A 19,267-nucleotide genomic window follows, 5' to 3' on the forward strand; every position below is an offset into this window, starting at 1 on the left:
TGGCTCGAACGAGCCTCCAGACGGTGCGACCACGATCGTGTCGTCACGGACCCCCGCCTCATCAGGGAGAACCGCCATGTCACATGCCCAGGCCATCAAGGAGTTCCTCGTCGGTGAGTTTCTGCCCGACGTGCCCGCGGGCGAGTTGGCCGACGACCAGGATCTGCTCGCGGACGGGATCATCGACAGTCTCGGGCTGCTCAAGGTGATCGCCTGGCTGGAGGACACCTACGCCCTCAATACCGACGACACCGAGCTGGACCCGGAGTCGTTCCGGTCCGTCGCCGCCATCGACGCGTTCGTCGTACGGGCGAAGGCCGCCGCAGCCGGGGCGGAGGCCGCCTAGTCATGCACCCCGCCGTCACCGCCCTGCTCACCCGGGACCGGCCGGTGGAACCGCACGAATGGCGGTCCCTGTGGGAAGGGCTCCGGGACGGCACGCTGCGCCGGGGGGAGAGCGTGGCGCTGCTCGCGTCGCTCGCCACCCGGATGCCGTGCCGCACCGGCCTGACGGGGCTGCTCGACTCGCTCGCCGAACGCCGCCCTCAGCCGCCCTCCGGGGCGTTCCGCGACGCCGTCAACATCGTCGGCACCGGAGGCGGCCCGCGCACCCTCAACCTCTCCACGGCAGCCGCGTTCGTCGCGGCGGCCATGGGCGTCCGCGTGGTGAAGACCGGCTCGCGCGCCCACACCTCGGCCCTCGGTTCCCACGACCTCCTCGACCGCCTGGGCATCGCGACGACGACGTCGTACGACCAGACTCTGGACACCTTGGACCGCTGCGGCCTCGCCTTCCCGGGCGCCTTCGTCTACCCCGAGGAGATCGTGTGGCTCGCCCGCAGCGTGCTGCCGATGGACTTCCGCCGCCTGGGCCGTTTCGTGAACGCCATGGGGCCCTTCCTCGCCGACATGCCGGTGGCCGCCCAGCTCACCGGGGTCTCGGACCCGCGCCTGCACACCGGGCTGCGCCACGCCGCCGCGCACACCGCGCACCGCACCGGCCGGACGGTGTGGCTGTGCGGCAACGACGCGGGCGCCGACGAACTGCTCGGCTTCGCCCCGAACCGCCTGCACACCTTCGCCAAGGGCAGCGAGGACGCGTTCACCCTCGACCCGGCCGCCCTCGGCCTGCGCGGCGGTGGCCTGGCAGACCTCCGGCCGGGTCCCGATCCGGTGGCCGGCTTCCGGGCGCTGCTGGCCGGCGACGGCCACCCCGCGGCCGAGGACACCGTCTGCCTCAACGCGGCCGCGCTCGCCGTCGCCGCCCACGCCACCGGCGACTGGCCCGAGGCGCTGCGTGCCGCCCGCAGTGCCCTGCGCGACGGCGCCGCGCTCGCCTTGCTCGGCCGGCTGTGCGCCACGGCGCCGGCCCCGGCCTGACACCCCCCGACCGGGCCCGCCGGCCCCCGCGGCACCGACGCCGCACCGCCGGGCCCTGACCCCTCACCGAAAGGACCGACCGACATGATCGTCCGCAAGCTCGACGACGTCACCAGCGTCGAATGGGGCAACGGCGTCAGCCGCCGCTTTCTCACCGAGGCCGACGGCGTCGGCTACACCGTCACCGACACCGTGGTGCGGGCAGGCACCAAGTCCCGCCTGGAGTACCGCAATCACCTGGAGAGCTGCTACTGCATCGACGGCAGCGGAGAGGTGATCGACGGCGACGGCGTCTCCCACCCGATCACCCCCGGCACGCTCTACGCGCTGGACCGCCACGACGCCCACTGGCTGGTGGCCGCCCCGCACGAGGACCTGCGCCTGGTGTGCATCTTCACCCCCGCGCTCCGCGGCGATGAGGCGCACAACCTCGACTCCGCCGATTTCTCGCACTACTGACGGTCACCCGGGACGGGCCCGCTGCCGTGCGGGGACCGCTCCCGGCGCCGGGGGCGGCCGCCGGCCCGGCCCCCGCGCCGCCGGCAAGGCCGTGCCGGCCGGCGGCGCCACGGCCTCGCAGCCCGCGCGGCGAAGACCCACACCACCGACACCACCGACAGCATGGAGCTAGGCGTGACAGTTCTGGTGACAGGAGCGACGGGAGCGGTCGGCCGCCATGTGGTCGACGGCCTCCTCGCCGCCGGCGCCCCCGTACGGGCCCTGACCCGGCGCCCGCAGGAGGCCGGTCTCCCCGCCGGCACCGAGGTGTACGAAGGAGATCTGACGCGGCCGCACACGCTCACCGCGGCCCTGGCGGGGGCGGAGCGGCTCTACCTCTTCCCGGAGCCGGGGACGGCGCGTGAGGTGGTGGCCCTGGCGAAGCGGGCCGGGGTGCGGCGCATCGTCGTGCTCTCCTCCTCGTCGGTGCTCGACACCTCCGGGGACAACCACAGCGGTGCCCACCACGCCGCGGTGGAGCGGGCGGTCGAGGAGTCCGGGCTGGCGGCGACCTTCGTCCGCCCGGACGAGTTCGCCAACAACATCCTGTGGAAATGGGGGCATTCGCTCCGCACGGAGGGCGTGGTCCGGGGCCCGTACGCCGGGGCGCGGCGCGTCCTGATCCACGAGGCGGACGTCGCCGACGTGGCGGTGGCCGCTCTCCTGGAGGACGGCCACGAGGGACAGGCGTACCACCTCACCGGGCCCCAGGCCCTGACACAGGCGGAGCAGGCCGCGGCCCTCGCCGCGGCGAGGGGCGCCCCCGTCGCCTTCGAGGAGATCAGCCCCGACGCGGCGCGCGCGGAGCTGGGCCGGTTCATGCCGGGGCCGGTGGTCGAGATGGTGCTCGGATATCTCGCCGACGCGCTCGTCCACCCGCCCGTGCCGCTCGACACCGTACGGCGGGTCACCGGCCGGCCCGCCCGCACCTTCGCCCGGTGGGCCGCCGACCACGCCACCGACCTCATACCGCACTCCCGGAGAGGGACCACATGACCGCGGACGCCGCCCACCGGACCGCCAACGCCCGGATCATGATGACCGGCAGCGGGGCCCCCGAGACGCGGCTGGTGTCCTGCCGGGACCCGCGCCCGGTGCCCGGCCGCGGCAAGGTCGTCGTCCAGGTCGAGGCCGCGGGCGTCTCCTACGCCGAGGTGCAGATGCTCCGGCGCCTCCACCCCTTCCCACCCCGCTTCCCGTTCGTGCCGGGCTACGACCTGGTGGGCCGGATCGTCGCGGCGGGCTCGGATGTCACCCGCTGGCGCGTCGGCGACCGCGTCGCGGCGATGCCCCGGCACGGCGCCTGGCAGGAGTACGTCGAGACGTCCGCGAAGACCCTGGCGGCCGTACCGGAGCACCTGGACGCGGCCGTCGCCGTCGCGCTGGTCACCAACGGCGTGACCTCCCACGAGATGCTGCACCGGCTGGCCGCGCTGGGCCCCGGCGACACCGCGCTGGTGCACGGCGCGAGCGGCGGGGTGGGCACCCTCCTCACCCAACTCGCCGTCCACCACGGCGTACGCGTCCTCGGCACGGCTTCGCCGGCCAAGCACGACGCCGTCCGCGCCTTGGGCGCCGAACCTCTCGACTACCGGACGCCCGACCTGCCGTCCGCAGTGCGGGAGCTGGTGCCGGGCGGTGTCCAGGCGGTCTTCGACCACATCGGCGGGCGGGGGCTCGACGCCGGCTGGGCGATGCTCGCCGACGGCGGCACCCTGGTCTCCTTCGACTCGTCGGTGGCCGGGTACCGCCCCGGCCAGTGGTTCAGGCCGCACGTTCCGGCGCTGCGCCGCACCGCGGTGCGCTGGGCGGCCCGCACCTTCAAGCTCACCTCCGGCCGTCGCCAGTGCATGTACTACGTCAAGCCCGGCGCGGGCTTCGACGCCGCCCTCGCCGCCCTGTTCCGCCTGGTCGACGAGGGCGTCCTCAGCCCGCGGATCGCGGCCCGCCACCCGCTGGACGACGCCGCGGGCGCCGTCCGCGCGCTCCTCGACGGCACCACTGTCGGCAAGCACGTCCTGATCCCGTGACCCACCCACCCGTTGAGAGGAACCCGTCATGACCGCATCTGTCACCCCCGCGCCCGCCCACACGTCCGTGCACGAACGCAACAAGGAGCTGGCGCTCTCCATGGTCGCCGCCTGGAACCGGGGTGAGCTGGAGGGCATCACCCGCCACTGGTCCCCCGACATCCAGCACTTCTCCGAGGACCGGCCCGTCGATTCCCGCCGGATGGTCGCCGCGATGCGCGGCGGGCTCGCCGCCTTCCCCGGTCTGCGGCTGGAGTGCCGCAGCATCGTCGCCGAGGGCGACCGGGTGATCCTCCGCATCACGGTGACCGCCACCCACGGCGGCGACTTCCTGGGCAAGAAGGCCACCGGCCGGAAGGTCACCTGGTACATGCTGGAGGAGCTGCGGTTCGACGACGCGGGGCGGGTCATCGAGCACTACGACGTCTTCAACTACCTGCCGATGCTCAAGGAGCTGGGCTTCGTCGACGCCGACGTCATGTGAGGTACCCGCACACGTCCCGGGGCCGGAACCGCCACCACGGTTCCGGCCCCGGGACGTGTGCGGGTCAGCCGGCCGCGGCCGTCGGGACGGCGCCCTTCAGATAGTCCGCAAAGGTCAGCAGCCCCGGGTGGAGCGCGCGGAGCGCCGGGATGTCCGCGCGGTACCCATGCTCCTGGAACCACTCGAACATCAGCGAGATCTCCGGGGCGTTGGGGATGTGCGGGCTCGCGGCCACCGTGTCGAGCGAAAGCTCCTCGAACCGTGCCGGGCGGCCGCTGTGCGCCGCGAAGGCGGCGGCCACCTCGGTGGCCGTCAGTTCGTCGCCCGCCAGCTCCAGCGCCCGGCCCAGATAGACGTCCGGCCGGTCGAAGGACTCCGCCGCGAAGAAGCCGATGTCCGCCACGGCGACGAACTGCACGCGGGTGCCGGGCCGGAGCGCCAGCCGCACCACCAGCGTTCCCTCCTCGGTGGACGGCCCGTTCGCCGCGAAGTTGTCCATGAAGAACGCCGGGCGCAGCACCGTCGTCGGCACCCCGAGCTCCGCCAGGTACCGCTCGATGTGCCGCTTGGAGTCGAAGTGCGGTACGCCGCTGTGGCGTTCGGCGCCGCCCACCGAGCTGTAGACCACGTGTGCCACGCCGGTGTCCCGCGCGGCCCGGGCCACCGCGCGGCCCTGGCGGACCTCGCCACCGAGCCCCTGCGGCGTCATGAAGTTCTGCACGGAGAACACGCCGTGCACGCCGGTCATGGCCGCCCGCAGCGACGCCTCGTCGTCCAGGTCGCCGCGGACCAGCCGGACGCCCTCGGCCGCCAGCGCCCGGGCGGCCGCCGACCGGGGGTCGCGCACCAGCGCCGCGGTGGTCCGGCCGCGCCGCACCAGCTCGCGCGCGGTGGCCCCGCCTTGTTGACCGGTCGCCCCGAGCACCAGGACGGTGCCGGTCGTCTCGTTCGTCATCGCCTGCCCCTCAGCCGAACAGGGCCGCGTTGGCGGCGGCCCACTCCTGGTACGGGCGCGGAGCGCGGCCCGTCAGTTCCTGTACGGCCGCCGTGGGCCGCGCCCAGGGCACCTGCGGGCTGCGCAGGGCGGCGACGTTGCCCACAGCGGCCGCCCGGTCTCCGCCCAGGCGCGTGAAGATCTCCACGACCTCCATGGCCGGCGCCACGGAGAACGTCAGCTCGCGGCCGAGCACCCCGCTCAGGATGCGGGCCTGCTCCTCGGAGGTCAGCACCTCCGGGCCGGTCAGCAGATGCGTCCCGCCGCGGGGGCCGGCCCCGGTGAGCGCCGCGACGGCGCACGACGCGATGTCGTACTCGTCGACCGGCGCCCCGGGGTTGTTGCCGATCCAGTCGCGTACCTCGCCCCGCTCCCGGACTGTCTCGGCCCACCAGGTGGTGTTGGCGTGGAACGGGCCGGGACGCAGGACGGTCGTGGTCACGCCGGCGGCGGTGAACGCCTCCTCCGCAGCGCGGTGTTCGTCGGCGATGGCGTGCGGCAGCGGGTGCTCCAGGCTCGCCGACGACAGCAGCACCACATGCCCGGTGCCGGCCGCGGCGGCCGCCGCGGCGACGTTGCGGGCCCCGGCGGACACCTCGCCGGAGAGCACGACGAGCGCCTGGGTGACGCCCTCGAAAGCGGCGGTGAGGGACGCCGGATCGGATACGTCGCCACCGACGGGCTCGACGCCCTCGGGGAAGTCGGCCTGACCGGGCCTGCGGGTCAGCGCCCGCACCCGGTGACCGAGGCCGGACAGTTGCCGTACGGCTTCCCGGCCCACCTTGCCGGTCGCTCCGGTGACAAGAATCATGGTTCAGTCCCTCCAGCCGCCGGGCTCGGGCCACGGCGACCCCAGCTGCCGGTAGGTGCCCTGGTAGTCGGGCCAGTCACGGTGGTCGCGGATCTTGCCGTCGACGAAGCGGATCAGGTGGGTCTGCTCACCGGAGAAACGGCGGCCGGTCGGCGCCATCCCCACGAGGTCGCCGACGTGGCGGCCGTACAGGACGAGCTGGGCCCGCACCCAGTCACCGCGCTCCTCCAGCGCCACCTCCTCCAGATGCGCCTCCTGCGAGAACGTCATCCGGAGCCACTTCACGGCCATCGCGAAGGCATCCGGGCCCCGCAGGTCCATGTGCTCCAGCGACGCCGGATTCAGATATTCCGGGTGGATGAACTCCGCGACGTCGCCGGTTTCGCCGGTGTTGTACGCCGCCACCATGCGGCGCACCGCGGCTATTTGACTGCTCATGAATTCCTCCGTCGGATTTCCGCCCGCATTCCGGGGCGGTTCGATGCTGAGGGATATCCCGTAGTTTCGCGTCTGCCGGGCGGGCGGGCAACCACGGAATTGCCCCGCTCCACCGGTACTCGAATTCTTTTCCAGCGATAGTGCGCGGCCTGTCCAGATCATGGTGGTGCACGCGTGCAGCAGCTTTTTCCGGCACCCCGAGAGACCAGGAGTCGACCGTGCAGACCACGAACACCTACAAGACGAAAGTCACCGCCGCCTTCAACGGCGCCGCAGCCACCTACGACCGGCTGGGCGTGGACTTCTTCACCCCGATGGGCAGGCGCCTGGTGGAACGGGCCGCACCGGGCCCCGGGCAGCGGCTGCTCGATGTCGGCTGCGGGCTCGGCGCCACCCTGCTGCCGGCCGCCCGCGCGATCGGGCCCGAGGGATACGCGCTCGGTATCGACATCGCCGAGGCGATGATCACCGAGGCCCGCCAGGAGGCGGAGCGCCAGGGCATCGGCAACGTCGACCTGCGGGTCATGGACGGCGAACACCCCGAGCTGCCAGAGCGCTCCTTCGACCTCGTGCTCGGCAGCTACAGCCTGATCTTCCTGCCCGACGCCCGTGCGGCGCTCGCCCGGTACGCGCGCCTGCTGCGCGACGACGGCCGGATCGCCTTCACCAGCCCGGTCTTCCGCCGCGACACCTTCCCCTTCCTGCCGCCGCTCTTCAGCCGCTGGGTCCCGATCTCTCTCCTCGATCACCTGCCCTCCGCCTGGCACCCCGAGCAGCTCCACCGCCAGCTGCACTCCTGGCTGGAGGAGCCGGGCGATCTCGAGGCGGCACTGCACACCGCCGGATACACCGAGGTGGAGATCGCCGACGAGGTGGTCGAGATGACCGCACGGTCCGGTGAGGCGTGGGTCGACTGGTCGCACACCCAGGGCATGCGGTTGCTGTGGCAGCACCTGCCGCAGGCGGAGGCCGAGGCGCTGCGCACCCGGCTGATCACCTCTCTCGACGCCCTGCGCGGTGCCGACGGCATCATCCGCATCGACGTCCCGGTCCGGTATGTGACGGCGTCCGTCGACCGCTGAGATCGGCCTTGTACGGAGAATGGCCCCGGGCTTCCCGGGGCCATTCTCCGTACGGCGTGCCGCCCGCGGTCAGGTCACGGAGAGCGCGCCGTCCACCGCGAGCACCGTGCCGTTGGCGTACCCGGCCTCCGGCCGTGCCAGCTGCACGATCCACCAGGCGACCTCCTCCGGCCGGCCGACCCGGGCCGCCGGGATCCGCTCCGCCATCTGCGCCAGGAACCCCTCGTACGCCTCCCGGGGCATCCCGGCGCGCACCCCGACGCCCGTGTCGACGACGCCCGGGGCGATGCCCACCGTGCGGATGCCACGCGGTGCCAGCTCCACGGCCCAGGTGCGGGTCAGGAAATCCAGCGCCGCCTTGGACATGCCGTACACGGAATTTTCCGGCCAGGCGCGGCGGCCGAGCGCCCCGGCGGAGCCGACATTCACCACGACGCCGCTGCTTTCCTCCAGCGCGTCCAGTGCGCGTTGCGTCAGAAATACCGGGGCGAGGAGATTGGTGCCGATCTGGGCCCGGACGGTTTCCGGCTCCAGGGTGGCGAGTGCGCCGAATCCGGGATGCGCGGCATTGTTCACCAGAACATCGATACGGCCGAATTCCCGTAGCGCGGTGGAGACGATGAGATCCGGTGCGCCGTCGTCGAGGACATCGGACACCACATAACGTATCCGGTCGTTCCGCCCGGCGGTCTCCCTGAGGGAGGTGGCGCTGCGTCCGGCGATCAGGACATGCGCACCGTCCTCGGCGAAGGTCTGGGCGGCGGCGGCCCCGATCCCGGTGCCGCCGCCGGTGATGACGACGGCCCGCGCCACATCCCCTGCGGGCGCCGGGCTCACGAGCACAGGGCGGTGTTGACAGCGCGGACGACCGCCTCCTCGGCCTCGACGCTGAAGTCCCTGTCGCCCAGCGTGAAGGACAGCTGGACACGCGCGTCGAGATCGCGCGTGGTGGCGGCGAAGGTGGAGTACCCGGGGATGCCGGAGCCGTGACCCCACAGGTCGAGGTCCTTGTCGTTGCCGAGCTTCATGATGCCCAGGCCGTAGCCGATGCCCATCGGGAGGTCCTCGATCATGTCCTCCGGCACCACGGTGGTCATCTCGGTGAACTCGGGCTCGTTCAGCAGCTTGCCGCTGAACAGGGCGGTGAAGAAGCGGTCGAGGTCGGCGGTGGTCGAGATGATCTCTCCGGCACAGCCGGCCTCGGACGGGTTCATCAGCGTGACGTCGACGGATTCGCCGCCTATCTGCATGTAGCCGTGGGCGTGCGGCCCGGGGATGTTCGGGTCGTCGCCGGGCAGGAACGTATCGGTGAGCCCGAGCGGCTCCAGGATCCGCTCGGTGATCTCGTCGCGGTAGGACCGGCCGGTCACCTTCTTGATGAGCAGGCCGATGACGAAGTAGTTCGTGTTGCAGTACGCGAACTTGCTGCCCGGCTCGAACTCCAGGGGCTTGGCCGCCGCGATGGCGACGAGGTCCTCCGGCTCGAAGTGCTTGTAGCGGTCCCTCAGGAAGCGGTCGCCGGGCTTCTGGAACGAGTCCATGTAGTTGTACAGCCCGCTGGTGTGCTGCATCAGCTGACGGATGGTGATCTTCTCGCCGTGCGGCAGCAGACCGGGAAGGTAGCTCTCCACGGTCCGGTCGAGGTCGATCCGTCCCTCGGCGACGAGTTGGAGAACCGCCACGGCGACGAACGGCTTGGTGATGCAGGAGATGCGGAAGCGGCCGTCGGCCGGGACGGGGCGGTCGGTGCCCAGCTCGGCGACGCCGGAGGTGACGACGAACGAGATGTCGCCCCGGGCGACGCGGAACTGCACGCCCGCCGCGCCCAGGGCGACGAGCTGGTCCGCGGCCTGCTGCACCGCCTGCTGAAGGGCCGTCTGCTCCGGCCGGCCTGTCGTCGTCTGCGTCATGTCGGGAGACCTCCACGGAAGTCGGTTCGGGATTCCTGTGCCTCGACGGTGTCCGCAGGGAATCGAGCGGTGCCCGGGCGCGGCTGGAGCCCGGCTCGCGCCGGTGGGAGCCGGGGGAGGTTCGAGTCGTTCTCCAGTTCGGTGGGTGAGGCTCAGGCACTACGAAGCCGCGCTCCGAGACCGCCCGCCGACCGGACACCGTGCCGGTGTGCCGCGGTGACGAGCCCGCCGGCGAGCGGCGGCCGCGCCCCTCGCCGTACCCGGCCCGGTCCGCCGGTGTGACGCGGCGCAGTCAGCTCACCTCTGGAGGACAACTGTGAGGCACAACCGATGAGGCGGGTCGTCATCACGGGGATCGGCATCGTGGCTCCCGGCGGCACGGGCGTCGCGCGATTCTGGGAACTGATCACCGCGGGGCGCACCGCCACCCGGGGCATCACCCTCTTCGACGCCTCCGCCTACCGCTCCCGCATCGCCGCCGAGGCCGACTTCGACCCGGCTGACCACGGCTTCACGCCCGACGAGGCCGAACGGCTCGACCGGGCCGCCCAGTTCGCCGTCGTCAGCGCCCGCGAGGCACTGGCCGACAGCGGGCTGGAGGACCTGGATCCGGTACGCACCGGCGTCACCCTCGGCAGCGCGGTGGGCTGCACCACCGGCCTCGACACCGAGTACGCGGTGGTCAGTGGGGACGGCAGCGCCTGGGAGGTCGACCACACCAAGGCGGTCCGGCATCTCTTCGACTACTTCGTGCCCAGCTCCATCGCGGCAGAGGTGGCGCGCACCGTAGGCGCCCACGGCCCCGTCTCGCTGATCTCCACCGGCTGCACCTCGGGGCTCGACTCCCTCGGACACGCCGTCGACCTCATCCGCGAGGGCAGCGCCGACGTGATGGTGGCCGGTGCGACCGAGGCGCCGATCTCCCCCATCACCGTGGCCTGCTTCGACGCCATCAAGGCGACCAGCCCGCGCAACGACGACCCGGCGACCGCCTCCCGGCCCTTCGACCGCACCCGCAACGGCTTCGTGCTGGGCGAGGGGTCGGCCGTGCTGGTCCTGGAGGAGTACGCGCGCGCCCGTCGGCGCGGCGCCCATGTCTACGCCGAGATCGCCGGGTTCGCCGGGCGCAGCAACGCGTACCACATGACCGGGCTGCGCTCCGACGGGGTGGAGATGGCCGAGGCGATCCGCGCCGCGCTCGACGAGGCGCGGCTGGACCCCACCGCCGTCGACTACATCAACGCCCACGGCTCCGGTACCAAGCAGAACGACCGGCACGAGACCGCCGCGTTCAAGCGCAGCCTCGGCGACCACGCCTACCGGACGCCCGTCAGCTCCATCAAGTCGATGATCGGTCACTCGCTCGGCGCCATCGGCTCCCTGGAGGTGGCGGCCAGCGCCCTGGCCATCGAGCACAACACCGTGCCACCGACCGCCAACCTCCACGAGGCCGACCCGGCCTGCGACCTCGACTACACCCCGCTGACCGCCCGCGAGCAGCGCACCGACACCGTGCTGAGCGTCGGCAGCGGCTTCGGCGGATTCCAGAGCGCCATCGTCCTGACCCGGCCGCGACCGCGGGAGGCAGCATGACCACGGCCACCCCCGCGCGGGCCGCGGCCCCGCGGCGCACCGGCGACGCCGTCATCACCGGCATCGGCGTCGCCGCGCCCAACGGGCTGACCACCGCCGCCTGGTGGGACGCGACGCTGCGCGGGGTGAGCGGCATCCGCCCGCTCACCCGCTTCGACGCGGCGCGCTACCCGGTGCGGCTCGCCGGCGAGGTCCCCGGCTTCGTCGACGAGGACCACCTGCCGAGCCGGCTGCTGCCGCAGACCGACCGGGTCACCCGGCTGTCGCTGGCCGCCGCCCAGGAGGCGCTCGACGACTCCGGTACCGGGCCTGCCGGGGAGCGGGAGTACGGCGTCGGCGTGGTCACGGCCAGCTCCGCCGGCGGCTTCGAGTTCGGGCAGCGGGAGCTGGAGGCGCTGCGCAGCAAGGGCGGCCGGCACGTCAGCGCCTACCAGTCCTTCGCGTGGTTCTACGCCGTCAACACCGGCCAGATCTCCATCCGGCACGGGCTGCGCGGGGCCAGCGGGGTCGTCGTCACCGAACAGGCCGGCGGTATCGACGCCGTCGCCCACGCCAGGCGCCAGCTCCGCAAGGGCGGCCGGGCCATGGTCACCGGTGGCGTCGACTCGTCGCTGTGCCCGTGGGGATGGACGGCCCACCTCGCCGACGGCCGGCTCAGCGGGTCCACCGACCCGGCCCGCGCCTACCTTCCCTTCGACGCCGGTGCCCGTGGCCATGTCGTCGGCGAGGGCGGTGCCCTGTTCGTCCTGGAGGACGCCGCCACGGCCCGGGCCCGCGGCGCCCGCGTCCACGGGTCGTTCGACGGCTACGGCACCACCTTCGACGGCCCCGGCAGGTCCCGGTTGGCGGACGCCGCCCGGCTCGCCCTGGCCGATGCGGGCGTGACGCCCGACGGCATCGACGTCGTCTTCGCGGACGCCGCCGCCGACCGCGCCGCCGACCGCGCGGAGGCCGAGGCTCTCGCCGAGGTGTTCGGGCCGCGCGCCGTGCCCGTCACCGCACCGAAGTCCATGACCGGGCGGCTGCTGGCCGGCGGCGCCTCGCTCGATCTGGCAGCCGCCCTGCTCGCCCTCCGCGACCAGGTCGTGCCGCCCACCGTCGGCACGCTCCGCCCGGCCGCCGACTGCCCCGTGGACCTGGTCACCGGGGTACGGGAGCTGCCGCTGCGCCGGGCGCTGGTCCTGGCGCGCGGCCGGGGCGGCTTCAACTCCGCGGCCGTGGTCGGCCGCGGCCTGCCCGAGCGATGACCGCAATACCGAAATACCGACAGAAGGGCGAGAGATGACCGTCCCCAGCCGCCGCCGTTTTGTTTCCGGGGTGCTCACGGCAGGTGCCGCCGCCGGGCTCGCCACCGCCGTCCCCGCGCCCGCCCGCGCCGACGGCGGTGGTGCCCGGCCCACCCGGGGCGGCGCACTCGTCACACGGGACGATCCCCGCTACCCGGACCTGGCGCAGCGCGGCAGCAACAAGCGGTTCACCGCCCGCCCCGACGCGTTCTGCCTGGCCACCAGCACCGCCCAGGTGGTGGCGGCGGCCGGTGCGGCCGTCCGGGACGGCAAGCGGATCGCGGTGCGCAGCGGCGGGCACTGCTACGAGAACTTCGTCGGCGACCCGGCGGTCCGGCTCGTCCTCGACCTCGGCGAAATGGACGCCGTCGCCTACGACCCGCAGCGCCGCGCCTTCATGGCCGAGGCCGGCGCGCGGCTACTGGACGTGTACGAGAAGCTCTACTACGGCTGGGGCGTCACGCTGCCCGGCGGCGCCAGCGCCACCGTCGGACTGGGCGGCCACCTCGCCGGCGGCGGCTACGGCGCGCTCTCCCGCGCGCACGGGCTGGCCGCCGACCACCTGTACGCGGTCGAGGTGGTGGTCGTGGACGCCGCCGGCCGGGCCCGCGCCGTCGTCGCCACCCGGGAGCCCGATGACCCGCACCGCGAGCTGTGGTGGGCCCACACCGGAGGAGGCGGCGGCAACTTCGGCGTGGTGACGCGCTACTGGTTCCGCTCGCCCGGCGCCCCCGCGCACCACGACGACCCCGCGCTGCTGCTACCCCGCCCGCCCGCCACCGTGCTGACGGGGCGGCTGAACTTCGCCCGGGACGGCCTGGACCGGGCGGCGCTGCGGCGCCTGCTGCGCAACCACGGCCGCTGGCACGAACAGCACAGCGGCGCCCGCTCCCCGTACGCCGGTCTCTTCGGGGGGCTGGTGCTCTACGGCCGTACCGCTTCCGGGGAAGAGGGGCCGGCCGCCGCCGCGCACGCCCACATGGACGGCGACCGGCCCGGCGCCGCCCGGCTGCTGCGGGAGTACTTCGAGGCGCTGGCGGAGGGGCTGGGCGGCGCCGGGCGGCTGCCCGCGCCCGCCGCGTCGCCCTGGCTCGCGGCCACCCGCTCCCTCGCCGCCGCGCAGGACGGCGAGAGCGGCCGCTTCAAGATCAAGTCGGCGTATCTGCGGCGCGGTTACCGCCCGGAGCAGGCGGACACCCTGTACGACCGCCTCAACGCCCCCGCCCCGCCGCACGACGCCCTGTCGGTGTCACTCCAGTCGTTCGGCGGCCGGATCAACACCGCCGCGCCGGGCGCCACCGCCTCGGCACACCGCGACTCCGTCCTCAAGGCGCTCTACATGAACACCTGGCAGGACGCCGGTGCGGACGCCGCCTGCGTCGACTGGCTGCGCCGCCTCTACCGCGACGTGTACGCCGACACCGGCGGCGTCCCGGCGCCCGGACGCGACAGCGACGGCTGCTACATCAACTACCCGGACATCGACATGGCCGACCCCGCGTGGAACACCTCCGGCGTGCCCTGGCACCGGCTCTACCACGGGAACGCCTATCCGCGGCTGCGGCGCGTCAAGGCCACCTGGGACCCCCGCGGCGTCTTCGGCGGCACGCCCCTGTCCGTCCGCCCGGAGGCCGGCCGATGAGGGTCCTGTTCGTCGCGTTCCCCCACCACACCCACTACTTCTCGATGGTCCCGCTGGCCTCCGCGCTGCGTACCGCCGGCCATGAGGTGCAGGTGGCGAGCCACCCCGACCTCACCGGCCACATCACCGGTACGGGCCTGACCGCCGTACCGGTCGGCACCGCCGGCTGGTACGCCGACGACCCGTGGGCGCCCGGTCTCCTCGCGCAGATCCTGGAGGAGGGCTCCGACCACGTCCAGGGCTTCGACTTCACCGGCGACCACCCTGAGCGGTGGACCCATGAGTCGCTGCTGGCCCTGGAGACCATCGCGGTGTCGGCGCTGCACGCCTCGGTGAGCAACGACCCGATGCTCGACGACCTGATCGCCTACGCCCGCCACTACCGCCCCGACCTGGTGATCTGGGAACAGCACACCTTCGCGGGCGCGGTCGCGGCGCGGGTGACCGGCGCCGCCCACGCCCGGCTGCTGCACGGTGTGGACATCACGGTGCGGGCCCGGCAGGCGTTCCTGCGGCAGTCGGCCGAGTTGCCCGGCGGCCCGGGGCCGGACCCCATGGCGGAGTGGCTGGACCGGGTGGTGCGGCGCTACGACCCCGGCCTCGGGTTCGACGAGGAGCTGGTCACCGGCGAGTGGACCGTCGACATCACCCCGCCCGCCTCCCGGCTGGACCTCGGTCTGCCGACCGTCGGCGTGCGCTACGTCCCGCACAACGGCCCCTCCGTGGTGCCCGACTGGCTGCGGGCCCCGGCCGAGCGGCCCCGGGTCTGCCTCACCCTCGGCCTCTCCGGGGAACTGGGCGGGTTCTCCTTCGGCGCGGTGCTCGACGCCCTGGCCGACCTGGACGCGGAGATCGTCGCCACGCTCGGCGCCGAGGCCCGCGCGCAGCTGCCCACCGTCCCGGACAACGCCCGCCTGGTCGACTTCGTCCCCCTCAACAACCTCCTGCCGACCTGCGCCGCCGTCGTCCACCACGGAGGGGTCGGGACGCGTGCCACCGCCGAACTCCACGGCGTCCCACAGGTGATGCTCCCGTACGGCTGGGACACCGAGGCCAAGGCCCGGCGGATGGCGGAGCTGGGCTACGGGCTGTCGCTGCCGGCCGGTGAGCTGACGGCCGGGGCGCTGCGCGCGGCCGTCCAACGGCTGCTGGACGAACCGTCGTTCGCCGCCGCGGCGGCGCGGGTGCGGTCCGAGGTCCTCGCCGAGCCGTCGCCCAACGACCTCGTGCCGGTCCTGGAACGGATGACCGCGGCGTCCCGCACCCGGAACGACGGCCGGACTCACAGCACCGAGGCACCGCCGTCCACCGCCACCACCGTCCCGTTCGCATAGCTCCCCTCGGACCGGGTCAGCTGAACGATCCACCACGCCACCTCCTCGGGCCGGCCCACCCGGCCGGAGGGGGTGCGCGCGGCGGCCTCGTCCTGGTGGCGGGCGATCTCCTCGGCGCTCCACCCCATGCGGGCGCCGATGCCGGTGTCCGTCTCCCCGGGGGCCACACCGACCACCCGGACACCCCGCGGGGCCAGCTCCGCCGCCCAGGAGCGCACCAGGGAGTCCAGCGCGGTCTTGGTCGCGCCGTACACCGACATCCCCGGGAAGGCGCGCCGCCCCAGGCAGGCGGCGGTGCCGACGGTCACGACCGTGCCGCGCGCCGCCGTGAGAGCGGGCAGCGCGGCCCGGGTGAGGAGGAGCGGCGCCAGCAGGTTGGTCTCCACCTGCTCCAGCGCGGCCGCCCGGGTGATCGCCCCGGCCGGTTCGGGCCGCACCACCGCGGCGTTGTGCACCAGCACGTCGAGCCTGCCGAACGCGTCGAGCGCGGCGGCGGTGATCCGTTCCGGTGCCTCCGGGTCGGTGAGGTCGGCGGGGAAAGGGCGGATCGCGGGGTGACCGGCCGCGGCCTCGGCGAGCGTCCGTGCCGTCCGGCCGACCGCCAGCACCTGCGCGCCCCGCGCCGCGAACGCCCGGGCGGTGGCCCGGCCGATGCCGGTACCGCCGCCGGTGACGAGGACCGCGGGCCGTCCCCGGGTGGAGCCGTACGGGTTCGGGTGAGAGGTCGTCATGACTGCGGAGATTAGGCACCGGCGCTCGAAGGACGCTCTAGTGCGCCTTGCCACGGTGTGCGTACGCCGGTCCGCACGCGTCCGCCGGCCGATCCGACCCCGGCACCCCAGGAGGCACGGCATGCCCGCGCAGACATCGAAACCACCGGCGCCGTCCGCACCGCCGCCGGCACCGCAGCCGCGCGGTGCGGCCGGCGGCGGGCTCGTGCTCGGGCTGCTGGCCGCCTGCAACGCGATGGTCATGCTCGACGAGTCGATGGTGAACATCGCCCTGCCGGCGATGAGCCGCGACCTGGGCCTCACCCCCGTCGGCCTGAGCTGGGTCGTCACCGCCTACCTGCTGCCCTTCGGCGGGCTGCTCCTCCTCGGTGGCCGCGCCGGTGACCTGCTGGGGCGCCGCAAGGTGTTCCTCGCGGGCGTCACGCTGTTCACCCTGTCCGCCGTGCTGCGCGCGGTGGCGCCAGCCGGGGAATTCCTGGTCGCGGTACGCGCCGTGCAAGGGCTGGGCGCCGCGCTGGCCGTGCCGAGCGCGCTCGCGCTGGTGCTGAGCCGGTTCCCCGAGGGCGCCGCGCGCAAGCGGGCCATCGCCGTGTACACGGCCGTCGGCGCGGCCAGCACCGCCTGCGGGCTGCTCTTCTCCGGTGCGCTCTCCTCGTTGACCTCCTGGCGCGGACTGCTGCTGCTGAACGTCCCGCTGGGCCTGGTGGTCCTGGTCTGCGTACCGCTGGTCGTCCCGGAGACGCGGCGCACCCGGGGCCGCTTCGACCTGGCCGGCGCCCTGCTGTCGACGGGGGCCGCCGCCGCGCTGGTGTACGGCCTCGCCCGGGTCGCCGAACACCCGTGGGACGACCCGCTGGTGGCCGCGACGATCGCCGCCGGACTGGCGCTCCTGGCGCTGTTCCTGTTCGTCGAGCGCCGGGCCGAGCAGCCCGTGGTGGTGCTGCGGCTCTTCGCCGACCGCAACCGCGCCTGTGCGTACGGGGCGACCTTCGCGGTGCAGGGCGCGCTCATCGGCACCGGCTTCTTCCTGGTGCAGTTCTTCCAGCAGACCGCCGGCTTCACCCCGCTCGCTTCGGCCGCCGCGCTGACGCCCATCGCCCTCACGATGATCGCCATGTCGGGCGTCGCGGTGCGGCTGGAGCGGCGCATCGGGCCCCGGCGCCTCATGCTGGCGGGTGCCGCGCTGCTCGCCGTCGCCAACCTCTGGCTCGCGCAGCTCACGCCCGGCTCCGGCTACGGCGACACCGTGCTGCCGGCGCTGCTGGTCTTCGGCTCCGGCATGGCGTGCTGCGTCATCCCCGCCACCATCCTCGGCACCTCCGGGCTGCGCAGCAGCGAGGCGGGCGCGGCGTCCAGCGTGCACAACGCGCTGCAGACCGTCGGCGCCTCACTGGGCCTGGCGGTGCTGGTGACCGTCGCCACGCACGCCCAGCGGGCCGCGGACCCCGGCGCCGCGGGCTTCGTGGCAGGCATGTCGGCGAGTTTCACGGCCGGTGCCTGCTGCGCGGCGGCCGCCTTCGCCGTCGCCCTCTTCATCCGCCCGTCGGGCGCCGCCGGGAACACCGCGGGCCGCCGGGGGACCACCGGCTGAGCGCAGCCGGGAGACCTCCGTGAAGAACCCCGAAAGACCTCCGAGAGACCGAAAGGCAATGCCGTGCGTTACGCCTCCATGGCGCGCTTCGCCGCCGTCGCCCTGATGTGGGGATCGAGCTACTTCTGGATCAAAATCGCCTTCCAGGGGCTGAACGCGGCGCAGTTCAGCTTCGTCCGCATCACCATCGGTGCCGTAGCCATGCTGGGCGTGCTGCTGTGCAGCGACGCCCGGCTGCCGCGCCGCCCCGGCATCTGGGCGCAGTTGGTGCTGATCGCCTTCCTCGCCAACGCGCTGCCGGTCCTCCTCGTCGCCCTCGTCGACGACGCCACGGGCCGCGACGTCGGCATGGTGTCGGTGTTCAACGCCAGCGTGCCGCTCTGCGTCGCCGTGCTCTGCCTCGCACCGCGCCACCGCGGCCGCCTCGCCCCCCTGCCGACCGCGGGGCTGGTCATCGGTTTCGCGGGGGTCCTGGTGCTGTACGCGCCGTGGCAGGCGGGCGCCGCCTGGCTGTCCGCGGGCGCCGCCGTCAACGCGGTCGCGGCGCTCGCCTACGGCTGGTCCATGCTGCTGATGGAGAAGCTGATGGGCCCGGCGGGCGAGGGCGGCGAGGGCATGCCACCGCTGGTGCTCGCCACCACCCAGGCCGTCATCGGCGTCGGCTGGTCCGCGATCAACCTGCCCGACGGCGGGTTCGACCGCGCCCCGCAGTGGTCACCCGCCGTCATCGGCGCACTGCTGGTGCTCGGGGTGCTCAACACCGGTCTGATCTACTGGTGCTTCGCCCGGCTGATCCGCGACGACGGCGCGCTGCGGACGTCCGGCGTGCTGTACCTGGTGCCGGTGGTGCTCACCGCCGGCACGGTGCTGCTGGAGGGACACGCCCTGACGGCGCGGGAGGCGCTGGGCACGGCGGTCATCGTGGCCGGTGTCGTGCTGAGCCTGCTGCCGCGCCGAGGCACCCCGCCGCACGCCGCAGCCGGATCGCCCGCCGCCCCCCGTCCCACCGCGGTGCGCTGACCGCCGCGCGCCGTATGCCGGGGCCTGCCGCCGTGTGCCGGGACGGGCTCCGCACTCCCGGGCCGGGCGGGCCCCGTAGGAAGACCCGCCCCCTTGCCGAAAGACCCTCCACGACAGGAGTCGCTGTGCTCACCTTCATCAACCGGTTCACCGTCACCGGGACGGCCGCGGAGTTCGAGCGGGCCTTCGAGCGGACCTCGGCGTTCTTCGCCGCCCAGCCCGGCTTCGTCCGCCACCGCCTGCTGCGTCACGCCGACGATCCGAAGGCGTACGTCAACGTGGCCGAGTGGGAGGACCGCGCGTCCTTCCGGCGCGCCCTGGAACAGCCCGGTTTCGCCGAGCACCGGGACGCGCTGCGCGCCCTGGCCACCGGTGAACCCCACCTCTACACCACGCTCTTGGAGCGCACCGCCTGACGCACGGGGAGGGACCGTGCCCACGGG

At 73.8% G+C, this 19,267-nt stretch carries 20 protein-coding genes; 14 read left to right on the forward strand and 6 right to left on the reverse strand.

Annotation, left to right across the window (positions count from 1 at the left end):
* The first annotated feature begins 76 nt into the window (after positions 1-76).
* From ACRAS8_RS15970 to ACRAS8_RS15995, 6 genes are all read left to right on the forward strand, one after another.
* The gene (locus tag ACRAS8_RS15970) at positions 77-346 is read left to right on the forward strand and encodes a phosphopantetheine-binding protein (RefSeq protein ID WP_438486718.1); all 270 of its coding nucleotides are present in this window, start codon (positions 77-79) and stop codon (positions 344-346) included.
* 2 nt (positions 347-348) lie between these two features.
* Positions 349-1,380: an anthranilate phosphoribosyltransferase gene (locus ACRAS8_RS15975; protein WP_438486719.1), complete on the forward strand. Its 1,032-nt coding sequence runs from the start codon at positions 349-351 to the stop codon at positions 1,378-1,380.
* A gap of 84 nt (positions 1,381-1,464) precedes the next feature.
* A complete protein-coding gene (locus ACRAS8_RS15980; protein WP_438486720.1) occupies positions 1,465-1,839 on the forward strand; it encodes an ectoine synthase in 375 nt (124 codons plus the stop codon).
* Between the two features lie 174 nt (positions 1,840-2,013).
* Positions 2,014-2,874, forward strand: a complete 861-nt coding sequence (locus ACRAS8_RS15985) for an SDR family oxidoreductase (RefSeq protein ID WP_438486721.1) — start codon at positions 2,014-2,016, stop codon at positions 2,872-2,874.
* Positions 2,871-3,908 (forward strand): zinc-binding dehydrogenase, encoded by a 1,038-nt coding sequence (locus ACRAS8_RS15990; RefSeq protein WP_438486722.1) that lies wholly within the window; start codon positions 2,871-2,873, stop codon positions 3,906-3,908. The genes ACRAS8_RS15985 and ACRAS8_RS15990 overlap by 4 nt, the downstream gene beginning before the upstream one ends.
* 28 nt (positions 3,909-3,936) lie before the next feature.
* Positions 3,937-4,392, forward strand: coding sequence for an ester cyclase (locus ACRAS8_RS15995; protein ID WP_438486723.1), 456 nt, complete (start codon positions 3,937-3,939; stop codon positions 4,390-4,392).
* Positions 4,393-4,456: 64 nt separating this feature from the next.
* Here ACRAS8_RS15995 and ACRAS8_RS16000 read toward each other — a convergent pair whose 3' ends face one another.
* The 3 genes from ACRAS8_RS16000 to ACRAS8_RS16010 are packed head-to-tail and all read right to left on the reverse strand — an operon-like array spanning position 4,457 to position 6,635.
* Positions 4,457-5,347: an NmrA/HSCARG family protein gene (locus tag ACRAS8_RS16000; RefSeq protein WP_438486724.1), complete on the reverse strand. Its 891-nt coding sequence runs from the start codon at positions 5,345-5,347 to the stop codon at positions 4,457-4,459.
* 10 nt (positions 5,348-5,357) lie between these two features.
* A complete protein-coding gene (locus ACRAS8_RS16005) occupies positions 5,358-6,197 on the reverse strand; it encodes an SDR family oxidoreductase (RefSeq protein ID WP_438486725.1) in 840 nt (279 codons plus the stop codon).
* 3 nt (positions 6,198-6,200) lie between these two features.
* The gene (locus tag ACRAS8_RS16010) at positions 6,201-6,635 is read right to left on the reverse strand and encodes a SnoaL/DnrD family polyketide biosynthesis methyl ester cyclase (protein ID WP_438486726.1); all 435 of its coding nucleotides are present in this window, start codon (positions 6,633-6,635) and stop codon (positions 6,201-6,203) included.
* A 218-nt stretch (positions 6,636-6,853) separates the two neighbouring features.
* Here ACRAS8_RS16010 and ACRAS8_RS16015 point away from each other — a divergent pair, with 218 nt between their 5' ends.
* Positions 6,854-7,717 carry a class I SAM-dependent methyltransferase gene (locus ACRAS8_RS16015; RefSeq protein WP_438486727.1) on the forward strand — a complete coding sequence of 288 codons (864 nt, stop codon included), beginning with the start codon at positions 6,854-6,856 and terminating at the stop codon, positions 7,715-7,717.
* Between the two features lie 69 nt (positions 7,718-7,786).
* On the opposite strand, the gene ACRAS8_RS16020 is transcribed toward ACRAS8_RS16015, so the two are convergent.
* The gene (locus tag ACRAS8_RS16020; RefSeq protein ID WP_438486728.1) at positions 7,787-8,554 is read right to left on the reverse strand and encodes an SDR family NAD(P)-dependent oxidoreductase; all 768 of its coding nucleotides are present in this window, start codon (positions 8,552-8,554) and stop codon (positions 7,787-7,789) included.
* Positions 8,551-9,627 (reverse strand): serine hydrolase domain-containing protein, encoded by a 1,077-nt coding sequence (locus ACRAS8_RS16025; RefSeq protein ID WP_438486729.1) that lies wholly within the window; start codon positions 9,625-9,627, stop codon positions 8,551-8,553. The genes ACRAS8_RS16020 and ACRAS8_RS16025 overlap by 4 nt, the downstream gene beginning before the upstream one ends.
* Positions 9,628-9,957: 330 nt before the next feature.
* On the opposite strand from ACRAS8_RS16025, the gene ACRAS8_RS16030 reads away from it, so the two are divergent.
* The 4 genes from ACRAS8_RS16030 to ACRAS8_RS16045 are packed head-to-tail and all read left to right on the forward strand — an operon-like array spanning position 9,958 to position 15,482.
* Entirely contained in the window at positions 9,958-11,220 is a 1,263-nt protein-coding gene (locus ACRAS8_RS16030) for a beta-ketoacyl-[acyl-carrier-protein] synthase family protein (protein WP_438486730.1), read from the forward strand.
* Positions 11,217-12,467, forward strand: coding sequence for a beta-ketoacyl synthase N-terminal-like domain-containing protein (locus ACRAS8_RS16035; RefSeq protein ID WP_438486731.1), 1,251 nt, complete (start codon positions 11,217-11,219; stop codon positions 12,465-12,467). Before ACRAS8_RS16030 ends, ACRAS8_RS16035 begins: the two co-directional genes overlap by 4 nt.
* Positions 12,468-12,501: 34 nt before the next feature.
* The gene (locus ACRAS8_RS16040; RefSeq protein WP_438486732.1) at positions 12,502-14,148 is read left to right on the forward strand and encodes an FAD-binding protein; all 1,647 of its coding nucleotides are present in this window, start codon (positions 12,502-12,504) and stop codon (positions 14,146-14,148) included.
* Entirely contained in the window at positions 14,145-15,482 is a 1,338-nt protein-coding gene (locus ACRAS8_RS16045; protein WP_438486733.1) for an activator-dependent family glycosyltransferase, read from the forward strand. The genes ACRAS8_RS16040 and ACRAS8_RS16045 overlap by 4 nt, the downstream gene beginning before the upstream one ends.
* On the opposite strand, the gene ACRAS8_RS16050 is transcribed toward ACRAS8_RS16045, so the two are convergent.
* Entirely contained in the window at positions 15,431-16,213 is a 783-nt protein-coding gene (locus ACRAS8_RS16050; RefSeq protein ID WP_438486734.1) for an SDR family NAD(P)-dependent oxidoreductase, read from the reverse strand. The genes ACRAS8_RS16045 and ACRAS8_RS16050 overlap by 52 nt on opposite strands.
* Before the next feature lie 121 nt (positions 16,214-16,334).
* Here ACRAS8_RS16050 and ACRAS8_RS16055 point away from each other — a divergent pair, with 121 nt between their 5' ends.
* From ACRAS8_RS16055 to ACRAS8_RS16065, 3 genes are all read left to right on the forward strand, one after another.
* Complete coding sequence (locus ACRAS8_RS16055; RefSeq protein ID WP_438486735.1) at positions 16,335-17,804, forward strand: MFS transporter; 1,470 nt, start codon at positions 16,335-16,337, stop codon at positions 17,802-17,804.
* Positions 17,805-17,867: 63 nt separating this feature from the next.
* Positions 17,868-18,824, forward strand: coding sequence for a DMT family transporter (locus ACRAS8_RS16060; RefSeq protein WP_438486736.1), 957 nt, complete (start codon positions 17,868-17,870; stop codon positions 18,822-18,824).
* A gap of 125 nt (positions 18,825-18,949) precedes the next feature.
* Positions 18,950-19,240: an antibiotic biosynthesis monooxygenase family protein gene (locus ACRAS8_RS16065; protein WP_438486737.1), complete on the forward strand. Its 291-nt coding sequence runs from the start codon at positions 18,950-18,952 to the stop codon at positions 19,238-19,240.
* Positions 19,241-19,267 lie beyond the last annotated feature (27 nt).

The organism is Streptomyces sp. S186 (genome assembly GCF_051603415.1).
In the GTDB taxonomy this organism is placed as follows: domain Bacteria; phylum Actinomycetota; class Actinomycetes; order Streptomycetales; family Streptomycetaceae; genus Streptomyces.

Excerpts from the sequence above, each read along its gene's own strand:
- ACRAS8_RS15970 (WP_438486718.1), top strand. The coding sequence starts at position 77 with ATGTCACATGCCCAGGCCATCAAGGAGTTCCTCGTCGGTGAGTTTCTG.
- ACRAS8_RS15975 (WP_438486719.1), top strand. The coding sequence starts at position 349 with ATGCACCCCGCCGTCACCGCCCTGCTCACCCGGGACCGGCCGGTGGAA.
- ACRAS8_RS15980 (WP_438486720.1), top strand. The coding sequence starts at position 1,465 with ATGATCGTCCGCAAGCTCGACGACGTCACCAGCGTCGAATGGGGCAAC.
- ACRAS8_RS15990 (WP_438486722.1), top strand. The coding sequence starts at position 2,871 with ATGACCGCGGACGCCGCCCACCGGACCGCCAACGCCCGGATCATGATG.
- ACRAS8_RS15995 (WP_438486723.1), top strand. The coding sequence starts at position 3,937 with ATGACCGCATCTGTCACCCCCGCGCCCGCCCACACGTCCGTGCACGAA.
- ACRAS8_RS16000 (WP_438486724.1), bottom strand. The coding sequence starts at position 5,347 with ATGACGAACGAGACGACCGGCACCGTCCTGGTGCTCGGGGCGACCGGT.
- ACRAS8_RS16005 (WP_438486725.1), bottom strand. The coding sequence starts at position 6,197 with ATGATTCTTGTCACCGGAGCGACCGGCAAGGTGGGCCGGGAAGCCGTA.
- ACRAS8_RS16010 (WP_438486726.1), bottom strand. The coding sequence starts at position 6,635 with ATGAGCAGTCAAATAGCCGCGGTGCGCCGCATGGTGGCGGCGTACAAC.
- ACRAS8_RS16025 (WP_438486729.1), bottom strand. The coding sequence starts at position 9,627 with ATGACGCAGACGACGACAGGCCGGCCGGAGCAGACGGCCCTTCAGCAG.
- ACRAS8_RS16030 (WP_438486730.1), top strand. The coding sequence starts at position 9,958 with ATGAGGCGGGTCGTCATCACGGGGATCGGCATCGTGGCTCCCGGCGGC.
- ACRAS8_RS16035 (WP_438486731.1), top strand. The coding sequence starts at position 11,217 with ATGACCACGGCCACCCCCGCGCGGGCCGCGGCCCCGCGGCGCACCGGC.
- ACRAS8_RS16040 (WP_438486732.1), top strand. The coding sequence starts at position 12,502 with ATGACCGTCCCCAGCCGCCGCCGTTTTGTTTCCGGGGTGCTCACGGCA.
- ACRAS8_RS16045 (WP_438486733.1), top strand. The coding sequence starts at position 14,145 with ATGAGGGTCCTGTTCGTCGCGTTCCCCCACCACACCCACTACTTCTCG.
- ACRAS8_RS16050 (WP_438486734.1), bottom strand. The coding sequence starts at position 16,213 with ATGACGACCTCTCACCCGAACCCGTACGGCTCCACCCGGGGACGGCCC.
- ACRAS8_RS16055 (WP_438486735.1), top strand. The coding sequence starts at position 16,335 with ATGCCCGCGCAGACATCGAAACCACCGGCGCCGTCCGCACCGCCGCCG.